This is a genomic window from Arthrobacter echini (assembly GCF_008107445.1).
GTDB classification, from domain to species: domain Bacteria; phylum Actinomycetota; class Actinomycetes; order Actinomycetales; family Micrococcaceae; genus Arthrobacter_D; species Arthrobacter_D echini_A.
The window spans coordinates 392,144-415,495 of the sequence record NZ_VSLD01000002.1 but is presented as its reverse complement, the minus strand read 5'-3'; the positions used below and the strand labels follow the sequence as shown (position 1 = coordinate 415,495).

21 protein-coding genes and 1 tRNA gene are annotated in these 23,352 nt (G+C 70.1%); 11 read left to right on the top strand and 11 right to left on the bottom strand.

Annotated elements, in window-relative coordinates; translation table 11 throughout:
- Positions 1 to 44 precede the first annotated feature (44 nt).
- The gene (locus FQ377_RS06555; protein ID WP_148600423.1) at positions 45 to 1,355 is read left to right on the top strand and encodes an MFS transporter; all 1,311 of its coding nucleotides are present in this window, start codon (positions 45 to 47) and stop codon (positions 1,353 to 1,355) included.
- An 82-nt stretch (positions 1,356 to 1,437) separates the two neighbouring features.
- The gene (locus FQ377_RS14815) at positions 1,438 to 1,611 is read left to right on the top strand and encodes a hypothetical protein (protein ID WP_187393271.1); all 174 of its coding nucleotides are present in this window, start codon (positions 1,438 to 1,440) and stop codon (positions 1,609 to 1,611) included.
- A gap of 61 nt (positions 1,612 to 1,672) precedes the next feature.
- Here FQ377_RS14815 and FQ377_RS06550 read toward each other — a convergent pair whose 3' ends face one another.
- The 9 genes from FQ377_RS06550 to bcp form a co-directional block, all read right to left on the bottom strand.
- Positions 1,673 to 2,470 carry an alpha/beta fold hydrolase gene (locus FQ377_RS06550; RefSeq protein ID WP_148600422.1) on the bottom strand — a complete coding sequence of 266 codons (798 nt, stop codon included), beginning with the start codon at positions 2,468 to 2,470 and terminating at the stop codon, positions 1,673 to 1,675.
- A gap of 63 nt (positions 2,471 to 2,533) precedes the next feature.
- The gene (locus FQ377_RS06545) at positions 2,534 to 3,454 is read right to left on the bottom strand and encodes an oxidoreductase (RefSeq protein ID WP_148600421.1); all 921 of its coding nucleotides are present in this window, start codon (positions 3,452 to 3,454) and stop codon (positions 2,534 to 2,536) included.
- A gap of 145 nt (positions 3,455 to 3,599) precedes the next feature.
- Positions 3,600 to 4,052, bottom strand: coding sequence for a MarR family winged helix-turn-helix transcriptional regulator (locus FQ377_RS06540; protein WP_148600420.1), 453 nt, complete (start codon positions 4,050 to 4,052; stop codon positions 3,600 to 3,602).
- Between the two features lie 4 nt (positions 4,053 to 4,056).
- Positions 4,057 to 7,389, bottom strand: a complete 3,333-nt coding sequence (locus FQ377_RS06535) for an efflux RND transporter permease subunit (protein WP_148600419.1) — start codon at positions 7,387 to 7,389, stop codon at positions 4,057 to 4,059.
- A gap of 50 nt (positions 7,390 to 7,439) precedes the next feature.
- Complete coding sequence (locus FQ377_RS06530; RefSeq protein WP_262364312.1) at positions 7,440 to 8,933, bottom strand: malate:quinone oxidoreductase; 1,494 nt, start codon at positions 8,931 to 8,933, stop codon at positions 7,440 to 7,442.
- Positions 8,934 to 9,032: 99 nt separating this feature from the next.
- A complete protein-coding gene (locus FQ377_RS06525; protein WP_148600418.1) occupies positions 9,033 to 10,748 on the bottom strand; it encodes an ABC transporter substrate-binding protein in 1,716 nt (571 codons plus the stop codon).
- 175 nt (positions 10,749 to 10,923) lie between these two features.
- On the bottom strand, positions 10,924 to 11,628 hold the full coding sequence (locus FQ377_RS06520) for a fasciclin domain-containing protein (RefSeq protein WP_148600417.1): 705 nt from the start codon (positions 11,626 to 11,628) through the stop codon (positions 10,924 to 10,926).
- Positions 11,629 to 11,826: 198 nt separating this feature from the next.
- A tRNA-Leu gene (locus tag FQ377_RS06515) sits at positions 11,827 to 11,908 on the bottom strand.
- A 69-nt stretch (positions 11,909 to 11,977) separates the two neighbouring features.
- On the bottom strand, positions 11,978 to 12,451 hold the full coding sequence (gene bcp, locus FQ377_RS06510) for a thioredoxin-dependent thiol peroxidase (RefSeq protein ID WP_148600416.1): 474 nt from the start codon (positions 12,449 to 12,451) through the stop codon (positions 11,978 to 11,980).
- Between the two features lie 163 nt (positions 12,452 to 12,614).
- Here bcp and FQ377_RS06505 point away from each other — a divergent pair, with 163 nt between their 5' ends.
- Together FQ377_RS06505 and FQ377_RS06500 are read left to right on the top strand one after the other, a co-directional pair.
- Positions 12,615 to 13,121 carry a MarR family winged helix-turn-helix transcriptional regulator gene (locus tag FQ377_RS06505; protein WP_148600415.1) on the top strand — a complete coding sequence of 169 codons (507 nt, stop codon included), beginning with the start codon at positions 12,615 to 12,617 and terminating at the stop codon, positions 13,119 to 13,121.
- Positions 13,122 to 13,262: 141 nt separating this feature from the next.
- Positions 13,263 to 14,138: a sigma-70 family RNA polymerase sigma factor gene (locus FQ377_RS06500; protein WP_148600414.1), complete on the top strand. Its 876-nt coding sequence runs from the start codon at positions 13,263 to 13,265 to the stop codon at positions 14,136 to 14,138.
- A 27-nt stretch (positions 14,139 to 14,165) separates the two neighbouring features.
- Here FQ377_RS06500 and FQ377_RS06495 read toward each other — a convergent pair whose 3' ends face one another.
- Positions 14,166 to 15,197, bottom strand: a complete 1,032-nt coding sequence (locus FQ377_RS06495) for a glycosyltransferase family 9 protein (RefSeq protein ID WP_148600413.1) — start codon at positions 15,195 to 15,197, stop codon at positions 14,166 to 14,168.
- A gap of 125 nt (positions 15,198 to 15,322) precedes the next feature.
- Between FQ377_RS06495 and FQ377_RS06490 the strand changes: the two genes are divergently transcribed.
- The 7 genes from FQ377_RS06490 to FQ377_RS06460 are packed head-to-tail and all read left to right on the top strand — an operon-like array spanning position 15,323 to position 22,077.
- Positions 15,323 to 15,871 carry a D-glycero-alpha-D-manno-heptose-1,7-bisphosphate 7-phosphatase gene (locus FQ377_RS06490; protein ID WP_148600412.1) on the top strand — a complete coding sequence of 183 codons (549 nt, stop codon included), beginning with the start codon at positions 15,323 to 15,325 and terminating at the stop codon, positions 15,869 to 15,871.
- Entirely contained in the window at positions 15,868 to 16,980 is a 1,113-nt protein-coding gene (locus FQ377_RS06485) for a glycosyltransferase family 9 protein (RefSeq protein WP_148600411.1), read from the top strand. Before FQ377_RS06490 ends, FQ377_RS06485 begins: the two co-directional genes overlap by 4 nt.
- The gene (locus FQ377_RS06480) at positions 16,977 to 17,978 is read left to right on the top strand and encodes a glycosyltransferase (RefSeq protein WP_148600410.1); all 1,002 of its coding nucleotides are present in this window, start codon (positions 16,977 to 16,979) and stop codon (positions 17,976 to 17,978) included. Before FQ377_RS06485 ends, FQ377_RS06480 begins: the two co-directional genes overlap by 4 nt.
- Complete coding sequence (locus FQ377_RS06475) at positions 17,975 to 19,264, top strand: glycosyltransferase (RefSeq protein WP_148600409.1); 1,290 nt, start codon at positions 17,975 to 17,977, stop codon at positions 19,262 to 19,264. Before FQ377_RS06480 ends, FQ377_RS06475 begins: the two co-directional genes overlap by 4 nt.
- A complete protein-coding gene (locus FQ377_RS06470) occupies positions 19,261 to 19,944 on the top strand; it encodes a D-sedoheptulose-7-phosphate isomerase (protein WP_262364311.1) in 684 nt (227 codons plus the stop codon). The genes FQ377_RS06475 and FQ377_RS06470 overlap by 4 nt, the downstream gene beginning before the upstream one ends.
- Positions 19,941 to 21,308 carry a PfkB family carbohydrate kinase gene (locus FQ377_RS06465; RefSeq protein ID WP_148600408.1) on the top strand — a complete coding sequence of 456 codons (1,368 nt, stop codon included), beginning with the start codon at positions 19,941 to 19,943 and terminating at the stop codon, positions 21,306 to 21,308. Before FQ377_RS06470 ends, FQ377_RS06465 begins: the two co-directional genes overlap by 4 nt.
- Before the next feature lie 55 nt (positions 21,309 to 21,363).
- Entirely contained in the window at positions 21,364 to 22,077 is a 714-nt protein-coding gene (locus FQ377_RS06460) for an SDR family oxidoreductase (RefSeq protein ID WP_148600407.1), read from the top strand.
- On the opposite strand, the gene FQ377_RS06455 is transcribed toward FQ377_RS06460, so the two are convergent.
- Positions 22,043 to 23,197, bottom strand: a complete 1,155-nt coding sequence (locus FQ377_RS06455) for a glycosyltransferase family 9 protein (protein ID WP_148600406.1) — start codon at positions 23,195 to 23,197, stop codon at positions 22,043 to 22,045. The genes FQ377_RS06460 and FQ377_RS06455 overlap by 35 nt on opposite strands.
- Between the last annotated feature and the right edge of the window lie 155 nt (positions 23,198 to 23,352).

Below are 23,352 nucleotides of genomic sequence, written 5' to 3'. Positions count from 1 at the left end.
ATCGGGAGGGGGGACGATGCGCACTTACTGCACCCGGAAAGACCATGTTCAAGAATCCCTCGCCGGCCACACCGGCCCCCTCCTCGTCCACCGACGGACACGCCGCTCAGACCACGGCCAGCCGGAGGTCGCCACTGGGCAAGTTCGGTGTCCTGCCCCGTCTCGCAGGCCCCTCCTTCCTGGTCATCGGGTTCTTCGCCCGACTACCCCTCGCCATGCTCACCGTCGGTGCTCTCACACTGGTGACGACCGCCAGCGGCTCCTACGCCGCCGGAGGGTTCGCCGCCGGTGCCGTGGGTCTCGGCTCGGCGCTCGGCGCCCCGCTCCTCGGCCTCCTCGCGGACAGGAGGGGCCAGCGCATCGTGCTGTTGATCTCGGCGGTCCTCAACGCCCTCGCCATCGCCACGCTGGTGACCGTGACCCTGACGACGAACGACTTCACCCCTGGTTCGCTCGCCGTCGTCCTGGCAGCATCCTTCGCGATGGGCTTCACCTGCCCGCAGATCGGCCCGCTCGCCCGGGTGCGCTGGATGGCGATGACCCGGCGCGGTCCACGCAACGACATGGACACGGCCCTGTCCTACGAGGGCACGGCCGATGAACTTACCTTCGTCCTCGGGCCGGCGCTCGTGGGCATCCTGGCGAGCCTGATCGCTCCCTGGCTACCGCTCGCCGTCGCGGCGGTCCTGACGATCACGCTCGTCAGCGCCTTCGCCGTCCACCCGACGGTGCTGCACAGCGATGCCCGCTCGATGCCGTCCGACGACGACCGCGGAGCGGCCGCCCGCGGTATCCGTCCCGTCCACGTCCTGCTGCCGGTCATCGGCATGGTCGCGATGGGCACGTTCTTCGGCTCGCTGCAGACCTTCCTCACGGCGTTCGCCGGCCAATTCGGTCTTGCGGAGTCCGCAGGCCTCATCTACGCCACCATGGCGCTCAGCTCGGCCTTCGCGGCCCTGTCCGTGGCGTACTGGTCCGAACGCTTCGAGCACACGCGCCGGTGGATCGCCTCCGCGGTCGGGATGACGGCAGCGGCGACGGTCCTGGCCCTTCCCGGCGGGATCCCCGGCATGCTGGTGGTCCTGTTCGTCCTCGGGATCTTCGTGGGCCCCACGATGGTCACGATCTTCTCGATCGGGTCGGTGGTCGCTCCCGGGAACAGGCTGGGGACGGTCATGACGATGCTCGCGAGCGGGATCGTCGCCGGAACTGCGCTCGGCTCCGCCCTCGCCGGGCTGCTGGCCGAGAGCGCCGGTGCGTCCGGAGCAGCGATCGTACCCGCAGCGGCAGCAGCAGCCCTGCTCGTCATGGGCGGCGCATCGGCGCTCGCACTCCGGAACGTCTCCCGGGACTGACCGCACCGGTGGACGGAGAACAGCTGTCCATCCCCAGGGTAGGAGCATAGGATCGGAGTCGATCCACGACGCAGGAGGACGCATGAGTACCGACAAGACACAGCCCCGCGAGGGCCATGATCCCGAGGACGACCGGGCCGATGGAGCGGGCCCCGAGGGCACCATCCCCGCAGGTGAGGACGGCGTCGCCGCCGGGTCGAGCGATGAGCCCAGCCACTTCGAACCGGAAGAGGACGAGGGCGACTCCCGGAAGTAGGCGTCGCAGCACGAATGGTGCCGACGGCGCGGTCCCCGTCGGGTAGGAAGCACGCGAGGGCTCAGGTGAGGAACCGGAGAGCTGCCTGCTTGAAGCTCCTCGAGGTGATCGCGTTCGTGTGGTTCCTGCCGGCCAGTATCGTGGTCCCGGCTGCCGGTGCGAGCTGCGCGAGATCCTCGATCCCCACGGCGTAGGTGTCGCGATCACCGGCCACCAGGAGCACTGGCATGCCCGGCACGGCGTCCCGCGGGTCGAAGGGTTCCAGCTTGATCGCGGAGATCATCGCCAGGAGCGAGGGTAGATCGTTGTCGGGGAGGAGCTGGGCCATCCGCAGCAGATCCGAGGTGACGGCGTCCTCGGGTGCGGGCCCCCCGGCCAGGAAGCGCTCGGCTGCCTCGAGGTCGAAGGCGGCCAGCGGATCCGTGGTCCCCGGACCACCCAGCACCATCCTCCGGACGAACTCCGGCTGGGTGGCGCCGAACTCCCACGCCAGGCGCGCTCCGAGTGAGTAGCCGATGACATCCACGCCGGAGGTCGCGACGCCGGCCTGCACGGGCTGCACGTGCTCGTCGGCCAGGACCTGCAGGATGTCCGCGCGCAGGCGGCTCGGGGCGTAGGCACTCGCAGCAGCAGGTGCCGCACTTCCGCCGTGCGCCGGGAGATCGATCATGATCACGTTCCGACCGGCCTCATTGAGGAACCGCACCCACCCCGTCTCCACCCAGTTCTGCCCCGACGACGAGCCGAAGCCGTGCAGGAGGAGAACCGGCGGAGCGATGCTGGGTGCACCCGCGTCGCTGCGGGTGATGGACAGCTGGGGGTCGTCCCCCTCGACGGAGTGCAGGGCATGATGATCCATGACTTCATCGTAGGGCGCGGAGCGCACCCGCGACGTTCGTACGCAGCCCCGGCACGCCGCCGGTCACACGGCGGACTGCAGGGCCGCGTAGTCGACGCCGGTCGCCTCGACGCTGCGATTCCAGAGCCGGACGGCCACATCGCGGTCGAGGACGCGCGCCACCGGAGCCACCAGGCGCGGCGCACCGCGGGTCTCCCCGGGTCCGGACGGTCCGTAGTAGTCTCCGCCGCGGACGTCATCGGAGGTGGCCGCGTACAGGCTCGGCAGGGCACCTGCGGCATCGGACTGCGTCACGAGCCGGAAGAAGACATTGAACACGTCGAGCGCGGCGGGGATGTTCATGCCGGCCGTGAGATTCGTGTTGGCCATGCCCGGGTGGGCGGCAACACTGGTCAGGTCCCATCCCGCGGCCCGTGCGCGCCGGTCGAGTTCCACCATGAAGTAGAGATTGGCGATCTTGCTCTGACCGTAGGCCTTCCAGCGCCGGTACCTGCGTTTCGACTGCAGGTCGTCGAAATTGATCCGCCCCCGCTTGTGGGCCAGGCTCGAGAGGGTCACCACGCGGGCTGCTCCGGCCTCCCGCAGGTGTTCGAGCAGCAGACCCGTCAGGGCGAAGTGGCCGAGATGGTTGGTGCCGAACTGGAGCTCGAAGCCGTCGGTGGTCGTGGCCCTGGGCGTCGCCATGACGCCGGCGTTGTTCACGAGGAGGTCGAGCGGACCGCTGAAGCCCGCGGCGAAGTCGCGGACCGAGGTGAGGTTCGCGAGGTCGAGGGTACGCATCTCGATACGGTCGCTCCCGGTCTCCGCGCGGACCCGCTTCTCGGCGTCGCGCCCGCGCTGCTCATCGCGGCAGGCGAGGATCACCTCTGCGCCGGCGCGCCCGAGTCCGATGGCGGTCTGCAGACCCAACCCGCTGTTGGCGCCGGTGATCACCACCCGCCTGCCCGTCAGATCGCCGATGGCATCCGCTGTGAAGTCGTTCATGATTCCCTTTCGTGCAGTCCGCCCTGCCCGGACGGGACGTCACCCGACCGACGTCGAGGAGCGCCACCCGTACCAGCATAGGGACCGGTACGGCAGTGTGCGGGCGCCTTCGCGGGCGCCGTTGCGGAAGATCCGGCGGCCGGGCTCACCGGCCCAGGCGTGCACTGATCCGGTCGGTGAGCGCTTTCAGCTCCTCCATTTCGGCAGGGTCCAGGAGGGGAGCCAGCACTTCCCGGATGCGGTGCACGTGGGCCGAACCGATCCTCCGCTGCAGGGCCCGTCCGGCATCGGTCAGGGTAAGCTCCACCCCGCGGTGGTCACTCTGCGCCGGCCGCTTGGTCAGCAGCTTCTTCGCCTCGAGCCGATCCACCATCCTGCTGAGGCTGGGCTGGCTGATCAGCAGGTGGTCGTTGAGCTCGTTGAGGCGGGTCCAGCCGCTGGGCCGGCGGCTCAGGTTGAACAGGACGTCGTACTCGGCGATCGGCAGTTCCGAGAAGGCGGGATCTTGCCGGATGCGGCGCATGAGCGAGACCTGCGCGCGGAAGAGCGACTCCCACGTCTCCGCCGACTGGCGCACGGTCGGTGTATCGTCCGTCATGCCCTCACCTCCCTGCTCTGCCGTCGGGTTCCCATTCTGCCGCGACGAGGTGCTGATCGCCGTCCCTCCGTCGCAGTGCGCGCGTCTCCCGCCGCCCCTCCACGAGGCGGTACAGCACCGGGACGAGGATGAGGGTGAGGGCCGTGGACGAGACGAGCCCTCCGATGACGACGACGGCCAGGGGGCGCGAGATGAAGCCGCCCTCGCCGGTCAGCCCGAGTGCCATCGGGATCAGCGCGAAGATGGTGGCGAGCGCCGTCATGAGGATGGGGCGCAGGCGCCGCCGGGCGCCCTCGCGAATGGCGTCGGCCACCCGCAGGCCCGGGACGCCCTCACGTGGCAGTCGGTACTGGTTGATGAGATCGATCAGCACGATGGCATTCGTCACGACGATACCCACGAGCATCAGCATGCCGATCAGCGAGGGCAGCCCGAGCGGGATCCCGGTGATGAGCAGCAGCGCAATGGCGCCGGTGGCGGCGAACGGGATGGACACCAGGAGGATCAGCGGCTGTACGAGGCTCTTGAAGGTAGCGACCATGATCACGTACACGATCGCGACGGCGGCCCACAGTGCCAGGAACAGCTGGTCGAAGGATTCCGCCTGCTGACTGGAGGCGCCACCGACGGTGGCGCTCGCCCCGGCCGGCAGGTCGATACCGGCAAGCCGCTCGTTCACCGCGGTCGTGAGGGTGCCGAGGTCGTCGCTCGCGGGAGTGATCGACACGCGGGCCGTCCGCTCACCGTTCGAGCTGGTGATGGACAGCGGCACCTGGAGCTCCTCGACCGAGGCGACATCCGTCAGCGGGATGGGACCGCGGGCCGTGGGGAGCTGGAGTGAGCGGAGCTGCTCCAGGCTCGTGATCTCGGTACCCTCACCGACCAGGACGGGGAAGTCGCTGGCATCGAAGCGGACCGAGCCGGCCGGGATGGGGCTGATGCTCCCGCCGAGGAGTCCGGCGATCTGCCCCTCGGTCAGTCCGGCCTCCACGGCGGACGCGCGGTCGACGTCGATCTGCACCTGCGGTTGGGCTGCCGAGAGATTGCTCGTCACATCGCCTGCACCGTCGAGGCCCTGCATGCCCTCGAGGACCGCGGCGTTCGCCGCGTCGAGATCGTCGCGCTCGGATGCGGTGATGTCGACGTCGATGGTGCTCGAGGTCCCCAGTCCGCCCTGCTGCCCTGACAGCGAGAACTCACCTGCACCCTCGAGGTCGTCGAGCTCCTGGCGGACCGACTGCTGCAGCAATTCCTGATCGGCGTCCTCGTCGGTGATGACGGTGAAGGACGCCACGGAGGACCCGCTCGAGAACTGGGCGGCGAAACCACCCTGGGCGTTCCCTACCGTCAGCTGGACGTCCTGGATCTCCGGCGTATCCGCCAGGATCTGCTCCGTCCGGCTCGCTGCGTCGGTCGTCGTCGTCAGGCTCGAACCTGCCGGCAAGGTCTGGGTGATGGAGAAGCTGTTCTGTCCCGACCCGCTGAGGAGGTTCGTCGGCAGGAACGGGACCATCGCCGCCGTCGCCCCGAGCACGATCAGCCCGCTGATGAGGGTGACCACGGGGTGGCGCTGCGTCACGGTCAGGATCGGCAGATAGCCCCGTTGGAGCAGGGACGGGCGCTCGGACGACGTCTCCGTGCGCGAGTCGTCCTCCTGCGCGCCTGCTGCATGGCGTGCCGTGTGGTGCGACGCCGGGACGACGGCCGTCGCAGCGGACGGAGCGTCCTTTCGGGCCGCTGCCTTCCACGGCAGGATCCAGAAGGCCAGCACCGGGATGATGGTCAGGGAGACAGCCAGTGAGGCCAGCAGCGCGATGCCCGTGGTGACAGCGAAGGGCCGGAACAGCTCGCCTGCCAGGCCGCCCACGAAACCGATCGGGGCGAAGACGGCCACCGTGGTCAGGGTCGACGCGGTGATGGCGCCGGCCACTTCCCGTACCGCCGTGAGGATCGCCTGCCGCTTCTCCTCCCCGTAGCCGAGATGGCGCTTGATGTTCTCGATCACCACGATCGAGTCGTCGACCACCCGCCCGATGGCAATGGTCAGCGCGCCGAGGGTCAGGAGGTTGAGCGAGTAGCCTGCGGCGTAGAGGCCGATGAAGGTGATGAGCAGAGACAGCGGGATCGAGATCGCGGTGACGAGCGTGGAGCGTACCGACAGCAGGAAGACGAGGATGATCAGGACGGCGAAGCCGAGGCCGAGGATGCCCTCGGTGGTGAGATCGTCGATGCTCTTCTCGATGAAGGGGGCCTGGTCGAAGACCACCGTGATGTCGGCCGCGTTGCCGAGCTCGGTCTCCAGCTCGGGCACGAGCTCGGTGATCTGCTGGGAGATCTCCACGGTGTCGCCGTCGGGTACCTTCGTGACCGTCAGGGCGAGCGTCTCCACACCGTTCGTGCGTGTCACCGAGGTGGGAGCATCATCCGTGAGCGAGACCTCCGCGATGGACCCGATGGTCACCACCGGACCCGCGGCTGGGGCCGGAGGATCGGACGGGAGGACGGATGGCGGGGGTGTCGTGGTGCCCGGGCTCCCGGGCAGGGACGGTGCGTCCGGGGCCTGCGATCCGCCGTCGCCGGAGGGCGTGTCGGTGGCGGCAGGGAGAACGGGCAGCGCCTCGATGTCCTCGAGCGAGCCGATCTGGCTGCCCGCCTGGATGGTCAGCGACCGGGGGTCGTCCTCGAGGGTGCCCACCGGGAACAGGGCCCCGTTGTCCTCGAGCGTGCTGGTGAGGTCGGCGACCGTGAGCCCTGCGTCCTCGAGCGCCCCGTCCCGCGGCAGGATTGCGACGTGCTGCGTGGTCCCGCCCGAGATGTCTGCGGTCCGCACGCCGTCGATCTTCTGCAGGCGCGGCACGGTCAGACGCCGCAGATCGCCGTTCAACTCGCTGAGGGACTCGTCGGAGGACACTGCCATGAAGACGATCGGCAGATCGCTCACACTGCCCGCGAGCGACTGGGGTTCGACGCCGTCAGGAAGGGCTGGTCGGACGGCGGAGATGGCCCGGTCCACCTGTGCGCGGGCGCGGTCCAGATCTGTCCCGTAGGTGAAGACCAGACTGATGGTGGAGACACTGGTGCGGGAGGTCGAGGACGAGGATTCGAGACCCTCCACGCCGCTCAGGGCCGCCTCCAGGGGCTCGCTGACCTGCCGGTCGAGGTACTCGGGAGACGCGCCGGTCACCGTGGAGAGCACGGTGATCTGCGGGAACTCCAGGGACGGAATAAGTTCCTGCTTGAGGGACCCGAGCGTGATGACGCCGAAGACGGACGCCAGGATGGTGATGAGCGCGATGAGGGCGCGATTGGCTAGGGAGAGCCGGGCCAGACGGAACAAGGGGAACCTGCCTTAGGTGCTGACGGTGGCCTGGCCGGCTCCGCTGCGGATTACTTGAGTTTCAGGACCGAATCGGTCAGTGACCGGACCTCGGAGGCGAGGCCCGGATTCTCGTTGAGCTCGACCCCGTAGCCCGGGAGCATCTCCTTGAGCTTTGGCTCCCACCCGGAGAAGTTGGCGGGGAAGCAGCGCTCGAGCAGTTCCACCATGATCGGGGCGGCCGTGGACGCTCCGGGAGAAGCGCCGAGGAGGGCTCCCACCGTGCCGTCGGAGGAGGTGATCACCTCGGTACCGAACTGAAGCACACCGCCCTTCTTCGGAGCCTTCTTGATGACCTGTACACGCTGGCCGGCAGAGATCAGTTCCCATTTATCGCCGTCCGCGGAGGGAAGGAATTCGTTGAGTGCCTCGTTCTTCGCCTCCCGGTTCTTCAGGACCTCGGTGATGAGGTACTTGGTCAGGGACATGTTGTCCTTGGCCACGGCGAGCATCGGGACAAGATTGGACGGACGGATCGACGCCGGGAGATCGAGGTAGGAGCCCTGCTTGAGGAACTTCGTGGAGAAGCCGGCGTAGGGCCCGAAGAGAAGTGAGCGCTCTCCCTTGACGAACCGCGTGTCCAGGTGCGGGACGGACATGGGGGGAGCGCCGACCGAGGCCTGTCCGTAGACCTTCGCGTCGTGCTGGTCGACGATCGCGGGATCGGTGCAGCGCAGGAACTGGCCCGAGACCGGGAATCCGGCGAATCCCCGGCCCTCCGGGATGCCGCTGCGCTGGAGCAGGTGCAGGGCGCCGCCCCCGGCGCCGATGAAGACGAACTTCGTTGTGACGGTGCTGACCTCGCCGGAGGCCCTGTCCTTGACCTTGACGTCCCAGCGGCCATCGGAGGCGCGCTCCACGTCGAGCACGTCGAAACCGAAGTGGAGGTTCACGCCCGTGCCCTCGAGATACCCGGTCAGCTGCCGCGTGAGCGAGCCGAAGTCGACGTCGGTGCCACCCTCGACGCGCGACGCGGCGACCGGCTGGGACGGGTTGCGTCCCTTCATCAGCAGCGGGGTCCAGCCGGCGATGGTGTCCTGGTCCTCGCTGAACTCCATCGTGTCGAAGAGCGGTTGCGGCTTCAGGGCCTCGTGGCGCCTGCGCAGGTAGTCCGCATTCGCCTGGCCCCAGACGAAGCTCATGTGGGGTACCTGATTGATGAACGTCCGCGGATCGCCCACGTGTCCCTCGGACACCATGTGGGTCCAGAACTGGCGCGAGACCTGGAACTGCTCGTTGATGGCGACGGCCTTGGCCGGGTCCACGGAACCGCCGGGCCCGGCGGGCGAGTAGTTCAGCTCACACAGAGCCGAGTGGCCCGTGCCGGCATTGTTCCAGGGGTCGGAGCTCTCGAGGCCGACGACGTCGAGCCGTTCGAACAGCGAGATGTCCCAGTCGGGCTGGAGCTGCCGGAGCAAGGATCCGAGCGTTGCGCTCATGATTCCGCCGCCGATCAGGACGACGTCGGTGGTCCTGGCGGGTGTTCCCTGCGTGTTCTTGATCAACGGAGTCTCCAGTCACGTGGTGCTAGCAGCCACAGCCTAACGTCTGCTGGTGACGATCTATAAATTCCTTCCGTGGTCGTCAGGGCCGCCACGCCGGGGTCAGCCCGAGCGCCTGCCGTCCGCCTCCACGTCGGCCAGATCGATCCGGTTGAAGACCTCGTTCATCACCGGGCTCACGGGATAGCTCACCACGCGGGGGCTCATGGCCAGGGCGGAGATGGGCAGCACCAGCGGCACGGCCGGAATCCGCTCCGAGAGCTGTGCGCTGATGTCCGCGTAGGCATCGGATCGCTCCTGCCCGGCAGGGAGGCTGCCTGCCCGGGTGATCTTGCTCTCCAATTGGGAGTCGTCGTAGGCGAACTCGGCGCTGGTGCTGCCGAAGAGGGCCCCGAGGAAATTGTCCGGGTCCTGGTAGGTGCCGCTCCAGCCCAGGAGGTGGAAGGCGCGGTCGCCGGGACGCTGGACGGCGTCGACGTACCCCTCGCTCCACTCGATCGGCACGGGCCTGATGTTGAAGCCCGCCTCCACGAGTTGGCGGCTCAGTTCGGCGTAGGCCTTCTCGGGCGCGGGCAAATACGGACGGGAGACGGAGCGCGGGTAGTAGAAGGGGAGCTCCTCGCCGTCGTAGCCGGCCTGCTCCAGGAGGTCCTTGGCGCGTGCAGGGTTGTATCCGTAGGTGGTGACGTCCTCCGTGCTGATCCCGAGCTTCTCGGGCAGGAAGGAGCGGGCCGGCTTCGTACCGTCCAGGAACCGGCCGTCGATCAGCGCCCTCTTGTCGATCGCGTGGGCCACGGCCCGCCGGAAGAGGACGTCGTCCACGCCGGGGAAATCCTGGTTCAGCCCGAGGTAGAGCACCGAGTAGGGATCACGCTGAAGGAACTGGACACCGTTGCGGGCGAGGTCCACCGCGCTGTCCACCGAGACGAAGTCGTACCCGTCGATGCGCCCCGAGGTGAGGGCCCGTGCGCGCGCTCCTGCGTCCGTGATGGTGGTGAAGACGACACGGTCCACGTCCCCGGCTTCGCCCCAGTAGTTCGCGAAGGACTTCAGCTCCACCTCGCCCGCCTCCCAGCGGACGAGTTCGAACGGGCCGGTGCCGACGGGCGCGGCCCCGAATCTGGAGATGAACGTGCCGCTCCTGCTGTGGCTGAGCTCGTTGGCCTGATCGGAGGTGAGCGCGGCCGGCGAGCCGAGGGCGAAGGCCGGTGCCGCCAGCGCGGGGATCAGCGAGGTGATCTGCCGTGCGAGCTGCAGCGTCAGGGTGTACTCCGACGTCACCGTGCACCCCTCGTACAGGCTCAGCTCCGGCTGGTCCGAGAAGGCCCTGAAGACGTCCTTGAACGGCAGCCGCGACCGGTCGAGGTGGTCGGAGGGCGGCATGGTGTACCAGCGCTCGAAGTTGGCACACACCGCGGCGGCGTTGAAGGGCTGCCCGTCGTGGAAGACGACGTCCTCCCTCAGGGTGAAGTGGTAGGCGCGGCCGCTGTCCTGTTCGGTCCAGGACTCCGCGAGGAGGGGAACCGGCTCGGAGGTGACGGGATCGATCCCCACCAGTCCCTGCATCAGCTGGCGGGTCACGCGGTAGGACTCGGTGTCGATGGCGAGTGCCGGATCGAGGGTCCGCGGGTCCGCGGCCGTGCCGAAGCGGAAGGTCCCCGGGTCGTCCTCCACCACCGTGCTGCTCTTGACCGGCTGCGGTGCCTCCTCCGGCGCGGTACAGGAGACCAGGGTGAGGCAGGCTGCCAGCGCGACGGCGAGGGAGCGGACTCCGGCGGGGCTCCGGCGACCGGGGCGGCGCGCGGCGGCAGTGTTCACAGGCGGGATCTCCGATGGGCCGGGTGGATGAAGCCCCAAGTGTAGGTGATCGTCCTGTCCGTTCCCCGACGGCGCGTCGCTCGCCGGACATGGAACAGGCCCCCTCCCCGCGAGGGTGAGGGGGCCTGTCCGGACGTCCTGGACCACATGGAGGGCCGGACCAGGACGGTCCGTGCTACGACTCGGCGGGAACCGAGAGCACCGTGTCGATCAGGTACACGACGGCATTGGCGGTCTGGACGCCGCCGCAGATGACATTGGCGTCGTTGACCATGAGCTCGTCGCCGGAGCCGCTGATCTCGAGCTCGCCGCCCTGGAGCGAGGTCTGGGTGGTGCCCTCGATGTCGGCGGGCTGCATCTTGCCCTCGACCACGTGGTACGTGAGGATGCTGGTGAGTCCCTCGGTATCCGTCTTGAGTCCCTCGACGGTCTCGGCGGGCAGTGCCTCGAACGCCTCGTCGACCGGGGCGAAGACGGTGTACTCGCCGCTGTTGAGCGTGTCGCCCAGATCGACATCGGGGTTGATCCCGCCGGAGACAGCTGCCGTGAGCTGCGTCAGGATGGGGTTGTTCGAGGCAGCGGTGGCCACCGGGTCCAGGGCCATTCCGGCAACCGAGCCTTCGCCGTCGGGCACCTCGGCTGCGTAGTCCTCGCATCCGGGGCCCACGAGGTTCGCCGCGGGATCCATCATCGCGTCACTGGAGGCCGACGGGGCCATGCTGGCCTCGGCGCTCTCGCTGGCCATGCTGCTCTCGCTGGCCATGCTGCTCTCGCTGGGCTCGGACGACGCCTCGTCGCCGCCGCCGCAGGCTGCGAGACCGAACATCGATACTGCTGCGATCCCGAGGATCGAAAGGTTCCTGCGCTGGATGACTGCCATGGGAATATCCTCCGTAGATGTGACCGGGCGGGTGCCTGCGGTCGGTGCCGTGGGGTGGAACACATCGTGTCGATGTCTCAGAGGTCATTCGGTCGAACCAGGGAGGCGGATGGGTAGGCAGGTGGGGAAATCGAAGAAAGCGTTCGCCCGGTCCCGGCGCCGGATCCACACGGGGACTCCGGCCGGCTGATCCTGTTGTGCGCAAGAGGGGACTTGAACCCCTACGTCCGAAGACACTGGAACCTAAATCCAGCGCGTCTACCAATTCCGCCACTCGCGCCTCGATGCCTGCAGAACAGGGGCATCTTCCTGGTGTCACTCTAGCGCCACCGCAGCGGCGGCACGACGGCTACCGGTCGATCCCGAGGTCCCGTCGGAGCTTCGCCACGTGACCGGTGGCCCGCACATTGTACTGGGCCAGCGAGATAGTTCCCTCGGCGTCGATCACCACGGTGGACCGGATGAGTCCCTCGTAGGTCTTCCCGTAGTTCTTCTTCTCCCCCCAGGCGCCGTAGGCCGCCGCTACCCCGTGGTCCTCGTCCGAGAGCAGGGGGAAGGTCAGCGCCTCCTGCTCCACGAAGTCGGCGAGCTTCTCCACCGGATCGGGCGAGATCCCGAGGACGGTGAAGCCGGCTGCGCCGAGCGAGGCGAGGTTGTCGCGGAAATCGCAGGCCTGCGTGGTGCACCCGGGTGTGGCAGCCGCGGGGTAGAAGTACACGATCACATCGCCGCCCCTGAAGGAGGACAGCGTCACAGGGTTGCCCTGCGCATCGGGGAGCGTGAAATCGGGCGCCGTGGCGCCCTGGTCCAGTTGCTGCGTCATGCCTGCTCCTGAGGATCGATGGTTCGCCGCCGCGGGACTCCTTCTCCGGTCGGAAAGGGATCGGAGAAGGAAGTGGTCGGCAATCAGAGGGTACAGCCTAGCTATCATTGATCTCAGCTCCGGTGCCTGAGCTGCAGCTCTGCGAGCGAGAGGAAGGTTGGCCATGCGCAATCTGGATCAGTGGACCACGGGCCGCCTGCTGACCACCGCGGCCCGCCTGGTGGAACATGCGTGGATGGAACGGCTGAACCACCTCGGGGTGACCCACGCCGGTGTGATCGCGCTGGGGGTGCTCGCGGAGCAGGGCGCCATGACCCAGGCCACGCTTGCGCATAGCGTCCGGGTGCAGGCCCAGACCATGGGCAAGACCCTCTCCCATCTGGAGTCCAGGGGATGCGTGCTGCGCGTGCCGAACGACCTCGACCGGCGCTCGCACTCGGTGTCCCTCTCCGCCACGGGGCGGCAGGTGCTCGACGCCGCCGACGACATCGAGCAGACCCTCGTGAGCGGAGGCGCCCTGGTGTCCGAGGAACTGCGGGGACATCTGCAGGCCATCATCGGTGAGCTCGGAGCATCCCGATGGAAGCGGGAAGTCCCCGGCCCGGCGTCCGACCCAGGCACGGCACCCGACGGGCCCACGGCCTCGGGCCCTGCCACCGTCCCCGGCTGAGACCCGGTCCGGGGACCGGGATGACGGGTGGCAGTCCGTTGCCATAGCGTGCTCGCAGCCCGAAGGGAAGCCCGTGGAGGAAAGCGGCTCCGTCCATGTTCACTGTTGCGGATCGATCAGTCTGCTGTTTTGTTGGGGAGCGTGAGTGTTCTTCCGGCGACGCAGCGTCGCACGCAGAGTTCCGCCGTACCCCAGGTGCGGGGCGAGATATCCGGCAGCGCCGCCGCTGACTGCTCCGGCTCTCACGGGGTCACCCCGGGGACAGCCGCTCGGCCGGGAGCGCGGCTGACAGCAGCGTTGCAGGACGACATCGCCCTGCGTCATATGGACATTGCCGAGTCCGTGGCGCGGTCCTTCGCGTCGTCGGGCCCGGAGGCCTCCGACATCCGCCAGGTGGCGTACCTGGGGCTCATCAAGGCCGTGCAGCGCTTCGATCCTGCGCGCGGTGTCCCGTTCGCGTCCTTCGCCGTTCCGACGATCAACGGCGAGATCAAGCGGTACCTGCGGGACTCGTGCTGGGTGATCCGTCCGCCGCGGGAGATCCAGGACCTGCGCACCGAGATAGCCAGGGCCGCACCGGCACTGGCACAGCGATTCGGTCGTGAAGCGACGACCCGGGAACTGGGCCTGGAACTGGGTCATGCGGAGGCCAGGATCCTCGAGGCGCAGGCGTCCCACTCCAGCCTCCGTCCGGAATCGCTCGACGCCGAGTCCGAGGGTCTGGGCTGGGCTGAGACGCTGGCCGTCGAAGCGAGCGGTACGGATCGCAGTGACGACATGATCTCGCTGCGGGGTGCCGTGAACGACCTCGGTCCGAGCGAGAAGGAACTGCTCTATCGCCGGTATTTCATGGAGCAGACGCAGCAGGTGATCGCGGACGCGCTGGGGATGTCGCAGATGCAGGTTTCCCGGGCCCTCTCACGGATCCTCGTCAGACTGCAGAAGACCCTGCTCAGCTCGCCCGCCCAGCCCCATCCGGCCGCAGGGTCGTCCCGGGCGCCGGGCCGGACGGGGTGAACCGCTCGGCGGTCGGGGCAGGCTCGGCTACGCGATGCCGTGGGCCGCGGCTGCAGCCAGTACCTGGTCCACCGTGACAGCCAGCAGGGCGGGATCGGGCGTCGGGGAGAAGGTGTCGCCGAGGCGTACCGAGGCATCGGTCAGGACGGTATGGGGGCCCGGTGGGGGGCCCCACTCGGTCACGGGCGCCGGCCCGAACAGCACGACCGACGGCCGGGCGTAGGCCGAGGCGAGATGAGCGGCACCCGTATCGGCCGAGACCACCAGCTCCGCGCCCGCGATGAGCGCGGCGAACCGGTCGAGTGGCAGCTTCCCGGCAGCGACGGTCTCCTCGGGCAGCCCGGCGGCATCGGCGACGGCGAGGGCCCGTGCGCGCTCGCCGTCGCTGCCGGTGAACACAACGCGGTGTCCGGAGGCGGCAAGACGCTGGGCGACTGCCGCGAACCGTTCGACGGGCCACAGCCTGCTGCCGTACGCGGCACCCACATGCACGACGACGGCCCCGGGCACCGGGCTCGTCACGGCGGGCAGCCCGAGTCGGCAGTCCAGCGGGTCCGCCGGCGCACCGTGCCAGGCCACCAGGGACGCCCAGCGCTCCCGCTCGTGGACGCCGGGGCGCCAGACCGGACCGTCCCAGCCGGGCGAGCGGTGGCCAAGGCGCCGGTGCGCACCGATCTCGCCGAGCCGTCCCCGACTCTGGGCGCCGTTGCCGTGCAGATTCACTGCGATGTCGATCCGCCCGTGCTCCACCGGGAGGGGGGCGTCCAGCCCGTGGGTGGGCAGGAGGTCGTCGATCGCGTCGATCAGGCCGACGACGGGTCGCAGCCACTCCTGGGCCGCGTACAGGATCCGGTGTTCCGGGAAGGCGCGGCGCAGGCCACGGAGGGCCGGGACGGCCACGAGGAGATCACCGAGCTTCAGGGCACGGAGGGCGAGGAGCTCCGGGCGGCCGTCGGGCGCAGGAGTCGAGGGCGGAACCGGACGGTCGCGTGCGGACCCGCTGGCCGGTGCGGACGACGGACGGTCGCGGGTGGTCGCGGCGGTGCCCTCGGAGGTCATGCGGTTCATCCTGCCAGAGGTCCGGGTGGGTGGCTGCGGGGTCTTCGCGCCGGGGGAACGGTGGTGGTCAGAAGAAGTTCACCGCGAAGTGTTTAGTACTGCTCCTTCCCGGGCACTAAGCCTGTATGGACTTCTCACCCGGACTTCCGCGGACCGCCCCGCGTGCCGTCCTGTTCGACCGGGACGGGACCATCGTCCGGGACGTCCCGTACAACGGGGATCCCTCGCTGGTGGAGCCCATGCCCGGTGCGCGGAACGTCCTCGACCGGTTGCGCGCGGACGGCGTGCGCCTCGGCGTCGTCACCAACCAGTCCGGGATCGCCCGCGGCCTCCTCACCCGGGAGCAGGTCGACGCCGTCAATGCGGAGGTCGAGGAGCTGCTCGGCCCGTTCGACCTCTGGGAGGTCTGCCCCCACGGACCGGAGGACGGCTGCCGGTGCCGCAAACCCGAGCCGGGCATGATCCTGTCCGCGAGCGAGCGACTGGGTCTGGCCCCGTCCGAGGTCGCCGTCATCGGCGACATCGGGGCCGATATGGGAGCCGCCGCCGCCGCCGGGGCGCGAGCAGTGCTCGTCCCGACCGTGGTGACCCTCGAGGAGGAGATCCGTGCGGCCCCCGCCGTCGCGGGGAGCCTCGCCGAGGCCGTGGCTCTGCTGTGGGAGGGGACCTCATGAGGCGCCGCGTGCTGGTCGCACGCCTGGACAGCGCCGGTGACGTGTTGCTCGCCGGACCGGCGGTGCGGGCCATCGCGGCGGGGGACCACGGGGACTCGCCCAACGACGTCGTCCTCCTGTGCGGACCGCAGGGCGCCGCCGCTGGCCGACTGCTGCCCGGTGTGGCCGACGTCGTGACCTGGTCCGCTCCCTGGATCGTGGACCCCGCGCCCGACGCGACGCCGGAGTTGATCGCCGAACTGCAGGACTCGGTGGAGGCGCTCGAAGTGGACGAGGCCGTGATCCTGACCTCCTTCCACCAGTCGCCGCTGCCGCTCGCCCTCCTGCTGCGCCTCTCGGGAGTCCGGCGTATCTCCGGCGCCTCCGTGGACTACGCCGGATCCCTCCTGGACGTGCGCATCAGGCCCGGGGAGGACTTCCCCGAGGACCAGCCGGAGGCGGAGCGGGCGCTGGGAATTGCCGAGGCCGCGGGGTATGCCCTGCCGGACGGCGACGACGGGAGACTGCAGGTCACCCCGCGGCCGGACCCCTCGGAGCTGCGGGACCTCGTGGGCGAGGGTCCCTACGTGGTGGTGCACCCCGGCGCCGCCGTTCCCGCCCGCGCCTGGCCGCCCCTGCACCACGCCGCCGCCGTGGAACTCCTCACCGCCGCGGGCTTCCGCGTGGTGGTCACGGGGGGCCCCGGCGAGACCGGCCTTACCTCGACCGTGGCGGGTCCGGAGGGCCGGGATCTCGGCGGCAGGACGGATCTGGACACCCTGGGAACCGTCCTGGCGGGCGCCACGGTGGTCATCACGGGCAACACCGGGCCGGCGCATCTGGCCGCTGCCGTGGGCACCCCCGTGGTGTGCCTGTTCTCGCCCGTGGTCCCGGCCGTCCGCTGGGCGCCGTACAAGGTCCCCGTGGAACTGCTCGGGGACCAGGACGCCGCCTGCGCGCTCACGCGGGCCCGGATCTGCCCCGTGCAGGGACACCCGTGCCTGTCGAACGTCTCGCCCGAGGACGTGGTCGACGCCGTCCTCCGGCTCGGTTCCGGCATCTCATCACTCGGCTCGCGCCGCAGTATCGGCCGCAGCGACGGCCGCAGACAGACGAGGGGAAAGCAATGAGGATCCTGCTCTGGCACGTCCACGGAGGGTGGACCGACGCCTTCGTCAGGGGTCGGCACACCTATGTGCTTCCCACCGGGCCCGACGGGGGTCCGTGGGGACTCGGACGGGCCGGTCGCGACTGGCCGGAGAGCGTCATCGAGGTCGCTCCCGGGGACCTCGCGGACGCCGACATCGACGTCGTGGTCCTCCAGCGCGTGGAGGAGATCGCGGAGTGCGAGCGGCTGCTCGGGCGTACGCCCGGGACGGACCTGCCGGCGGTGTTCGTGGAGCACAACACGCCGCGCCGCGACATCGTGGGCACCGTGCACCCGCTGGCGGACCGGACGGACATCCCCGTGGTCCACGTCACGCACTTCAATGACCTCTTCTGGGACAGCGGCCGTGCCCGGACCATCGTGATCGAGCACGGCATCGTGGATCCCGGCTATCTCTACTCCGGGGACCTGCAGCAGCTCGCGCTCGTGATCAACGAGCCGGTCCGGCGTGGCCGGATCACAGGGACCGACCTGTTGCCGCGCTTCGCCGGCGTCGCACCCCTCGAGGTCTTCGGTATGGGCACCGACACCCTCGCCGACGCCCTGGATCTCGGACCGGGCGAGCTGCGCATCGGCGGGGACCTCCCGACGAAGCAGCTCCACGCGAGGCTGGGACGCTCGCGGGCCTATGTCCATCCGCTGCGCTGGACCTCGCTGGGACTGTCCCTCCTGGAGGCCATGCACGTGGGGCTCCCGGTCCTGGTGCTCGCCACCACCGAGGCCGCCCGGGCCGTACCCCCAGGCGCAGGCGCCGTCTCGACCAGCGTCGCGGACCTCCTGCGTGCTGCGGCCCGACTGATCGAGGATCCGGACGAGGCACGCACGCGCGGCCTCGTGGCACGAGAGGCAGCCCTCTCCCGGTACGGACTCGCGCGGTTCCTGTCCGACTGGGACGGGGTCCTCGACGAGGAGGCGTCCCGGCTGCGAGGACTGCTCGTCACTGAAAGGAGAGCACCGTGAGGATATCCATGGTGTCCGAACACGCGAGCCCGCTCGCGGCCCTCGGAGGCGTCGACGCCGGTGGCCAGAACGTCCATGTCGCCGAGCTGTCCCTGGCACTCGCGCGCCGGGGACACGACGTCACCGTCTACACCCGCCGCGACGATCCGGACCTGCCCGCCCGGGTCCGCACGGATCCGGGGCTGGAGGTGGTCCATATCGATGCCGGCCCGGCCCGTGCGGTCGCCAAGGACCTCCTGCTGCCGTACATGGGGGCGCTCGCCGACGGCATCGTCGCCGACTGGGGCCAGGATGTGCCCGATATCGTCCACGGCCACTTCTGGATGTCCGGCCTCGCGGCGCTCGATGCCGCCCGCCGCGCCGGACACGCAGGCCGATCGGTGCGGGTGGTTCAGACCTTCCACGCGCTCGGGACGGTCAAGCGGCGTCATCAGGGCGTCGAGGACACCAGTCCGCCGGAGCGGATCTCCCTCGAGGCGATGGTGGGCCGCAGCGCGGACCACGTGGTGGCCACCTGCTCGGACGAGGTGTTCGAGCTCGCGGCGATGGGAGTGCCGGGCCGAAGGGTCTCCATCGCCCCCTGCGGCGTCGACCTGGACCTCTTCACCCCCCTCGGCCCCGTGGAGGAGCGGAACCGGACGCACCGGATCGTCAGCGTGGGCCGGCTCGTGCCGCGCAAGGGCATGGATCTGGTCATCCGCGCGCTGCGCGCACTCACCGAGCTCGGACGGAACGACGTCGAGCTCGTGATCGTGGGCGGCGCGGGTAATTCGGCCGGCCTGCAGGACGATCCCGAGGCACAGCGGCTGATGACCCTGGCCGCGGACCTCGATGTCGCCGACCGCGTGGTCCTGCGCGGCCAGGTGTCCCGGGTGAAGCTGCCGGCGGTGCTCCGGAGTGCCGACGCCGTCGTGTGCGCGCCCTGGTACGAACCGTTCGGGATCGTCCCGCTCGAGGCCATGGCGTGCGGCGTACCCGTTGTCGCCGCGGCGGTGGGAGGCCTGGTGGACACCGTGGTCGACGGCACCACCGGACTCCACGCACCGCCGCAGGATGCTCCCGCCATCGCCGCGGCGATCGCCGCCCTCCTCGCCGATCCGGCCAGGGCCCGCGAGCTCGGCGAGAACGGCTACCAGCGGGTGCTGGCGCGCTACTCCTGGGACAGGATCGCCGCCGACACGGAGACGGCGTATCTTGCCGCACTCGGCACGACGGCGCCCCGTCCGAGCACGGCGCAGCAACGTACCGCGCGCCCACTCGAGAGCACGGGAGGCCGGGCACTGTGACCACGGAACTGTCGACCACGGAAATGTCGGACATCGAGGCACGCACGGGAAACGGCCTGCCGGACCCCGTCGAGACCTTCGACGCCTCGCTCGAGGACTCGGAGCGCCTCGTCCTGGAGCATCTGCGGGCGCTGACTCCGGCCCTGGATTCGCTGTCCCGGAACGCCGGGACGCTTGCTGGGTGGGGACTCGAGCTGGCCACCCGCCTCATGGCAGGTCAGCGACTGCTCGCCGCCGGCAACGGAGGCTCCGCGGCGGAGGCGCAGCACCTGACGGCCGAGCTGGTGGGCCGCTTCGACGGCGAGCGGGAGCCGTTCTCGGCCATCTCCCTGCACGCGGAGAGCTCCGCGGTCACCGCGATCGCCAACGACTACGGCTTCGAGCAGCTGTTCGCCCGCCAGGTGCGCGCACACGGCCGCGAGGGGGACATCCTCATGCTCTTCAGCACCAGTGGCAGGAGCCCCAATCTGCTGCGGGCGGCGGAAACGGCCCGGGCAGCGGGTATCACCACGTGGGCGCTGACGGGTGCGGGTCCCAATCCGCTCACCGAGTGCGTGGACTCCTCGGTGGCGATCGATGCCGTCTCGGCCAGCGCCCAGGAGGGGCACCTGATCGCCCTGCACGCGCTCTGCCGCGCCTTCGACGCGGCGGTGCTCCGCCGCCGGGAGGAGCAGCGATGAGGATCGTGGTGGTGGGGGACGTGCTGCTCGACACGGATCTCTCCGGAGGGGCCGGGCGGCTCTCGCCGGACGCGCCCGTGCCCGTGGTCGAGGTCGACGCGGTACGGCGTCGACCGGGCGGCGCGGGCCTCGTGGCGCGCATGATCCAGAGCGAGGGGCACGAGGCCGTCCTCGTGACGGTCCTCGGGGACGACGACGCCGCGGGGCTCCTGCGAGCCGAGCTCGATGGCATCGACGTCGTCGCGGGCCCCTCGGGAGCCCCGACACCCGTGAAGACGCGCATCCGTGCCTCGGGCCAGGCGGTGGTGCGCTTCGACGAGGGCTGCGCACCGCCCCCGGCGCCGGAGTGTACCGACGGGATGCTCGCAGCGCTGACCGGCGCGGACGCGATCATCGCGGCGGACTACGGTCGCGGTGTCCTGGCCAATGCCGAGCTGAGGGCCCGCCTGGCGGCGCTTGCCGGATCCACCCCTGTGATCTGGGACCCCCACCCGCTCGGCGCCCGGCCCGTGCCGGGCGTCGCCGCCGTGACGCCCAATCTCAGGGAGGCCCTGCGGTTCGCGGGCGTTCAGGGCTCCGGGACCTCGGCCGCTGCGGCAGCGGCCGAAGTCCTGCTGGAGACCTGGGGGAGCGGAGCCGTGATCGTCACGATGGGCGACCACGGCGCCCTCGTGGCCGCACCGGGACTGCTGCCGCAGGTCATTCCCGCACCGCGCGTGGACGCAGCGGATCCGTGCGGCGCCGGTGACCGTTTCGCCGTCGCGCTCGCCGTCGGGCTCGCCGAGGGGGCCGCGGTCGATGCCGCGGCACGGCAGGCAACCGAGGCTGCAGCCTTCTTCCTCGGCCTCGGCGGTCTCGCCGCGCTCGGCAGCGGGCAGGGAGCCGCGCCGCTGCAGCTGCCGGTGGAGGGTCTCGACGCCCTGGAAGTGGTACGACGGACGCGTGCGACGGGCGGCACCGTGGTCGCGACCGGCGGGTGCTTCGATCTCCTCCACGCCGGGCACGCCCGGACGCTCGCCGCGGCACGGCAGCTCGGCGACTGCCTCATCGTCTGCCTGAACTCCGACGACTCCGTGCGCGGGCTGAAGGGGGAGCACCGGCCCATCATCAAACAGGACGACCGCGCCGAGCTGCTGACCGCACTCGAGTGCGTCGACGCCGTGCTCCTGTTCGCCGAGTCGACGCCCGAGAGCGTGATCGCCCGGCTGCAGCCGGACATCTGGGTCAAGGGCGGCGACTACGCTGCGCAGGACCTTCCGGAGGCAGCGCTGATGAGCAGCTGGGGTGGCAGGACCGTCACCGTGCCCTATATCCCCGCACGCTCCACCACGAAACTCGCAGCTGCCCTCGCCCGCGTGGGCTGAGCCGGCCGCAGATCCTCGTCCGGTCCGTCCGGACACACTCAACGAAGGGAACACCATGACAGAGAACACCCCTGCCACCAGCTTCAACCCCGGGCGCGTCCTGGTGACCGGCGGAGGCTCCGGCCTCGGCGCCGCGATCGTCCAGGGCGTCATCGCGGCCGGCGGGACCGCCGTCGTGCTGGACCGCGACATCAGCCGGGTCAGCGGCGTGAAGGCCTTCGAGGTGGACGTCGCCGACCGCGGGGCGGTCGAGGCGGCGGTCACCGCAGCGGCCGAGATGCTCGACGGCCTCGACGCCGTGGTCACCGCGGCGGGGATAGACCGCTGCGGAGCCCTGGACACCGTTGCAGCCGATGAGTGGGAGAAGGTCATCGGGGTGAATCTGATGGGCACCGCCTCGACGGCGCGTGCGGCGCTGCCGTACCTGAAGCAGTCCCGCGGCCGTGTCATCACGATCGCCTCGACCCTCGGCATCAAGGCCGTGGGCGACGCGACGGCCTACTGCGCCTCCAAGTTCGGGGTCATGGGTTTCTCGCAGGCCCTCGCGGCGGAGACCGCCGGTCAGATGGGCGTGACGACCATCATCCCCGGCGGCATGAAGACCAGGTTCTTCGACGATCGGGACGAGCAGTACAAGCCGCAGGACGACTCGCGCCTCAACGATCCGGAGCGCGTCGCCGAGGCCATCCTGTTCGCCCTCTCGCAGCCGAAGAGCTGCGAGATCCGCGAGATGGTCATCGCCCACGCAGAAGAAGGCTCGTGGCCCTGAGTTCCGCCACGTCCGCGTAGACGGCGTCGGGCTGGACGGAGGCGACGAGCGGGTCATCGTGCTCGCAGCGCTCCGCCGTCCAGCCCACCTGGCGCAGATCGGCGCCGCACGTGGCACAGTGCGTCACCCAGGAGAAGTGCACGCGGTGCAGTGTGCGGCCCACTGGTCCGGCGTTGATCATGTTGCCGATCCAGAAGACGCCCACCGTCGGTGTGCCCAGGGCCTGCGCCAGGTGCCTGGGCCCGCTGTCGTTGCCGACCACGACGGCGCTGGCCTCCAGCACCCCCAGCAGTTCGCCGAGCTCCAGTCGGCCTGCCAGGGAGCGGACCGATGCTGCCGGTGCCGCCCCGAGGGCCCGCCGGACGATCTCCTCGGCCGCCGGCACATCCGAGGCATCACCGACCACCACCACCTCGCAGCCGTCGGTCGCGGCACGCACGGCCACCTCGGCGAACGACGACGACGGCCAGCGGCGCCTGGGATCCGTGGCCCCCGGGTGCAGCGCCACCACCGGCCCCGGTCCCACGAGCCGCCTCGCCCGTTCGGCGTCGCCCGGTGTGAGCTGCAGCCGTGCCTCGAGATCGACGGGCGCAGCGCCTGCCAGGCCCACGACCTCGAGGGCACGGAACACCTCGTGCTGGTAGTAGGCGTACGGAATGGTCCGCTCCAGCGCCGCAGCATCAGGAGTACGCGTACCGACGGTGTGGGGCGCGGCGAGGCGTAGGAGGAAGGGATTGGAGTTCCTCCCGCCCCCGTGCAGCTGCACCGCCAGATCGAAGGATCCACGGACCCCGGCGAAGAACCGGTCCACGGCGGCGGGGTCCGCCTCGCCGGGCCGCACACCCTCGTGGACCGGCAGCTCCAGCACCTCCGAGACGGGGCCGGGCCTGCCGTCCAGCAGGGCCGCATGGGCGGGCATCCCGAGCAGGGTGATCGATGCCTCCGGGTAGCGGGCGTGGAGCGCGGTGATGGCCGGAAGGGCGAACATGAGATCCCCCAGCCCCCCGCCGCGCAGCACCGCGATCCTGTGGACGTCCTCGAACGGGGCGAGCAGCGGGCCCACGGCCCTCGCGGTGTCCTGGCGCCCGCCGAACTCGGCCGTGGTCTCTGGGTGCTGCATGCCGTGCGTCCCCGTTCCTGGTGCTGGTGCTGGTAGCGGTGTGGGGACGCAGAGCCCCCGCCCCCATGCTAGGTGCGCGGGAGGCACCGGGACGCCCCGAGATATCGGGGGCACGACTGTGTGAACGGGCGGAAGCTGGGTACGAGACCAGTAGA

Bases quoted from the DNA above. Each gene is read 5' to 3' on its own strand.
- FQ377_RS06555 (WP_148600423.1), top strand. From the start codon at position 45: ATGTTCAAGAATCCCTCGCCGGCCACACCGGCCCCCTCCTCGTCCACC.
- FQ377_RS14815 (WP_187393271.1), top strand. From the start codon at position 1,438: ATGAGTACCGACAAGACACAGCCCCGCGAGGGCCATGATCCCGAGGAC.
- FQ377_RS06550 (WP_148600422.1), bottom strand. From the start codon at position 2,470: ATGGATCATCATGCCCTGCACTCCGTCGAGGGGGACGACCCCCAGCTG.
- FQ377_RS06545 (WP_148600421.1), bottom strand. From the start codon at position 3,454: ATGAACGACTTCACAGCGGATGCCATCGGCGATCTGACGGGCAGGCGG.
- FQ377_RS06540 (WP_148600420.1), bottom strand. From the start codon at position 4,052: ATGACGGACGATACACCGACCGTGCGCCAGTCGGCGGAGACGTGGGAG.
- FQ377_RS06520 (WP_148600417.1), bottom strand. From the start codon at position 11,628: ATGGCAGTCATCCAGCGCAGGAACCTTTCGATCCTCGGGATCGCAGCA.
- bcp (WP_148600416.1), bottom strand. From the start codon at position 12,451: ATGACGCAGCAACTGGACCAGGGCGCCACGGCGCCCGATTTCACGCTC.
- FQ377_RS06505 (WP_148600415.1), top strand. From the start codon at position 12,615: ATGCGCAATCTGGATCAGTGGACCACGGGCCGCCTGCTGACCACCGCG.
- FQ377_RS06495 (WP_148600413.1), bottom strand. From the start codon at position 15,197: ATGACCTCCGAGGGCACCGCCGCGACCACCCGCGACCGTCCGTCGTCC.
- FQ377_RS06490 (WP_148600412.1), top strand. From the start codon at position 15,323: ATGGACTTCTCACCCGGACTTCCGCGGACCGCCCCGCGTGCCGTCCTG.
- FQ377_RS06485 (WP_148600411.1), top strand. From the start codon at position 15,868: ATGAGGCGCCGCGTGCTGGTCGCACGCCTGGACAGCGCCGGTGACGTG.
- FQ377_RS06480 (WP_148600410.1), top strand. From the start codon at position 16,977: ATGAGGATCCTGCTCTGGCACGTCCACGGAGGGTGGACCGACGCCTTC.
- FQ377_RS06465 (WP_148600408.1), top strand. From the start codon at position 19,941: ATGAGGATCGTGGTGGTGGGGGACGTGCTGCTCGACACGGATCTCTCC.
- FQ377_RS06460 (WP_148600407.1), top strand. From the start codon at position 21,364: ATGACAGAGAACACCCCTGCCACCAGCTTCAACCCCGGGCGCGTCCTG.
- FQ377_RS06455 (WP_148600406.1), bottom strand. From the start codon at position 23,197: ATGCAGCACCCAGAGACCACGGCCGAGTTCGGCGGGCGCCAGGACACC.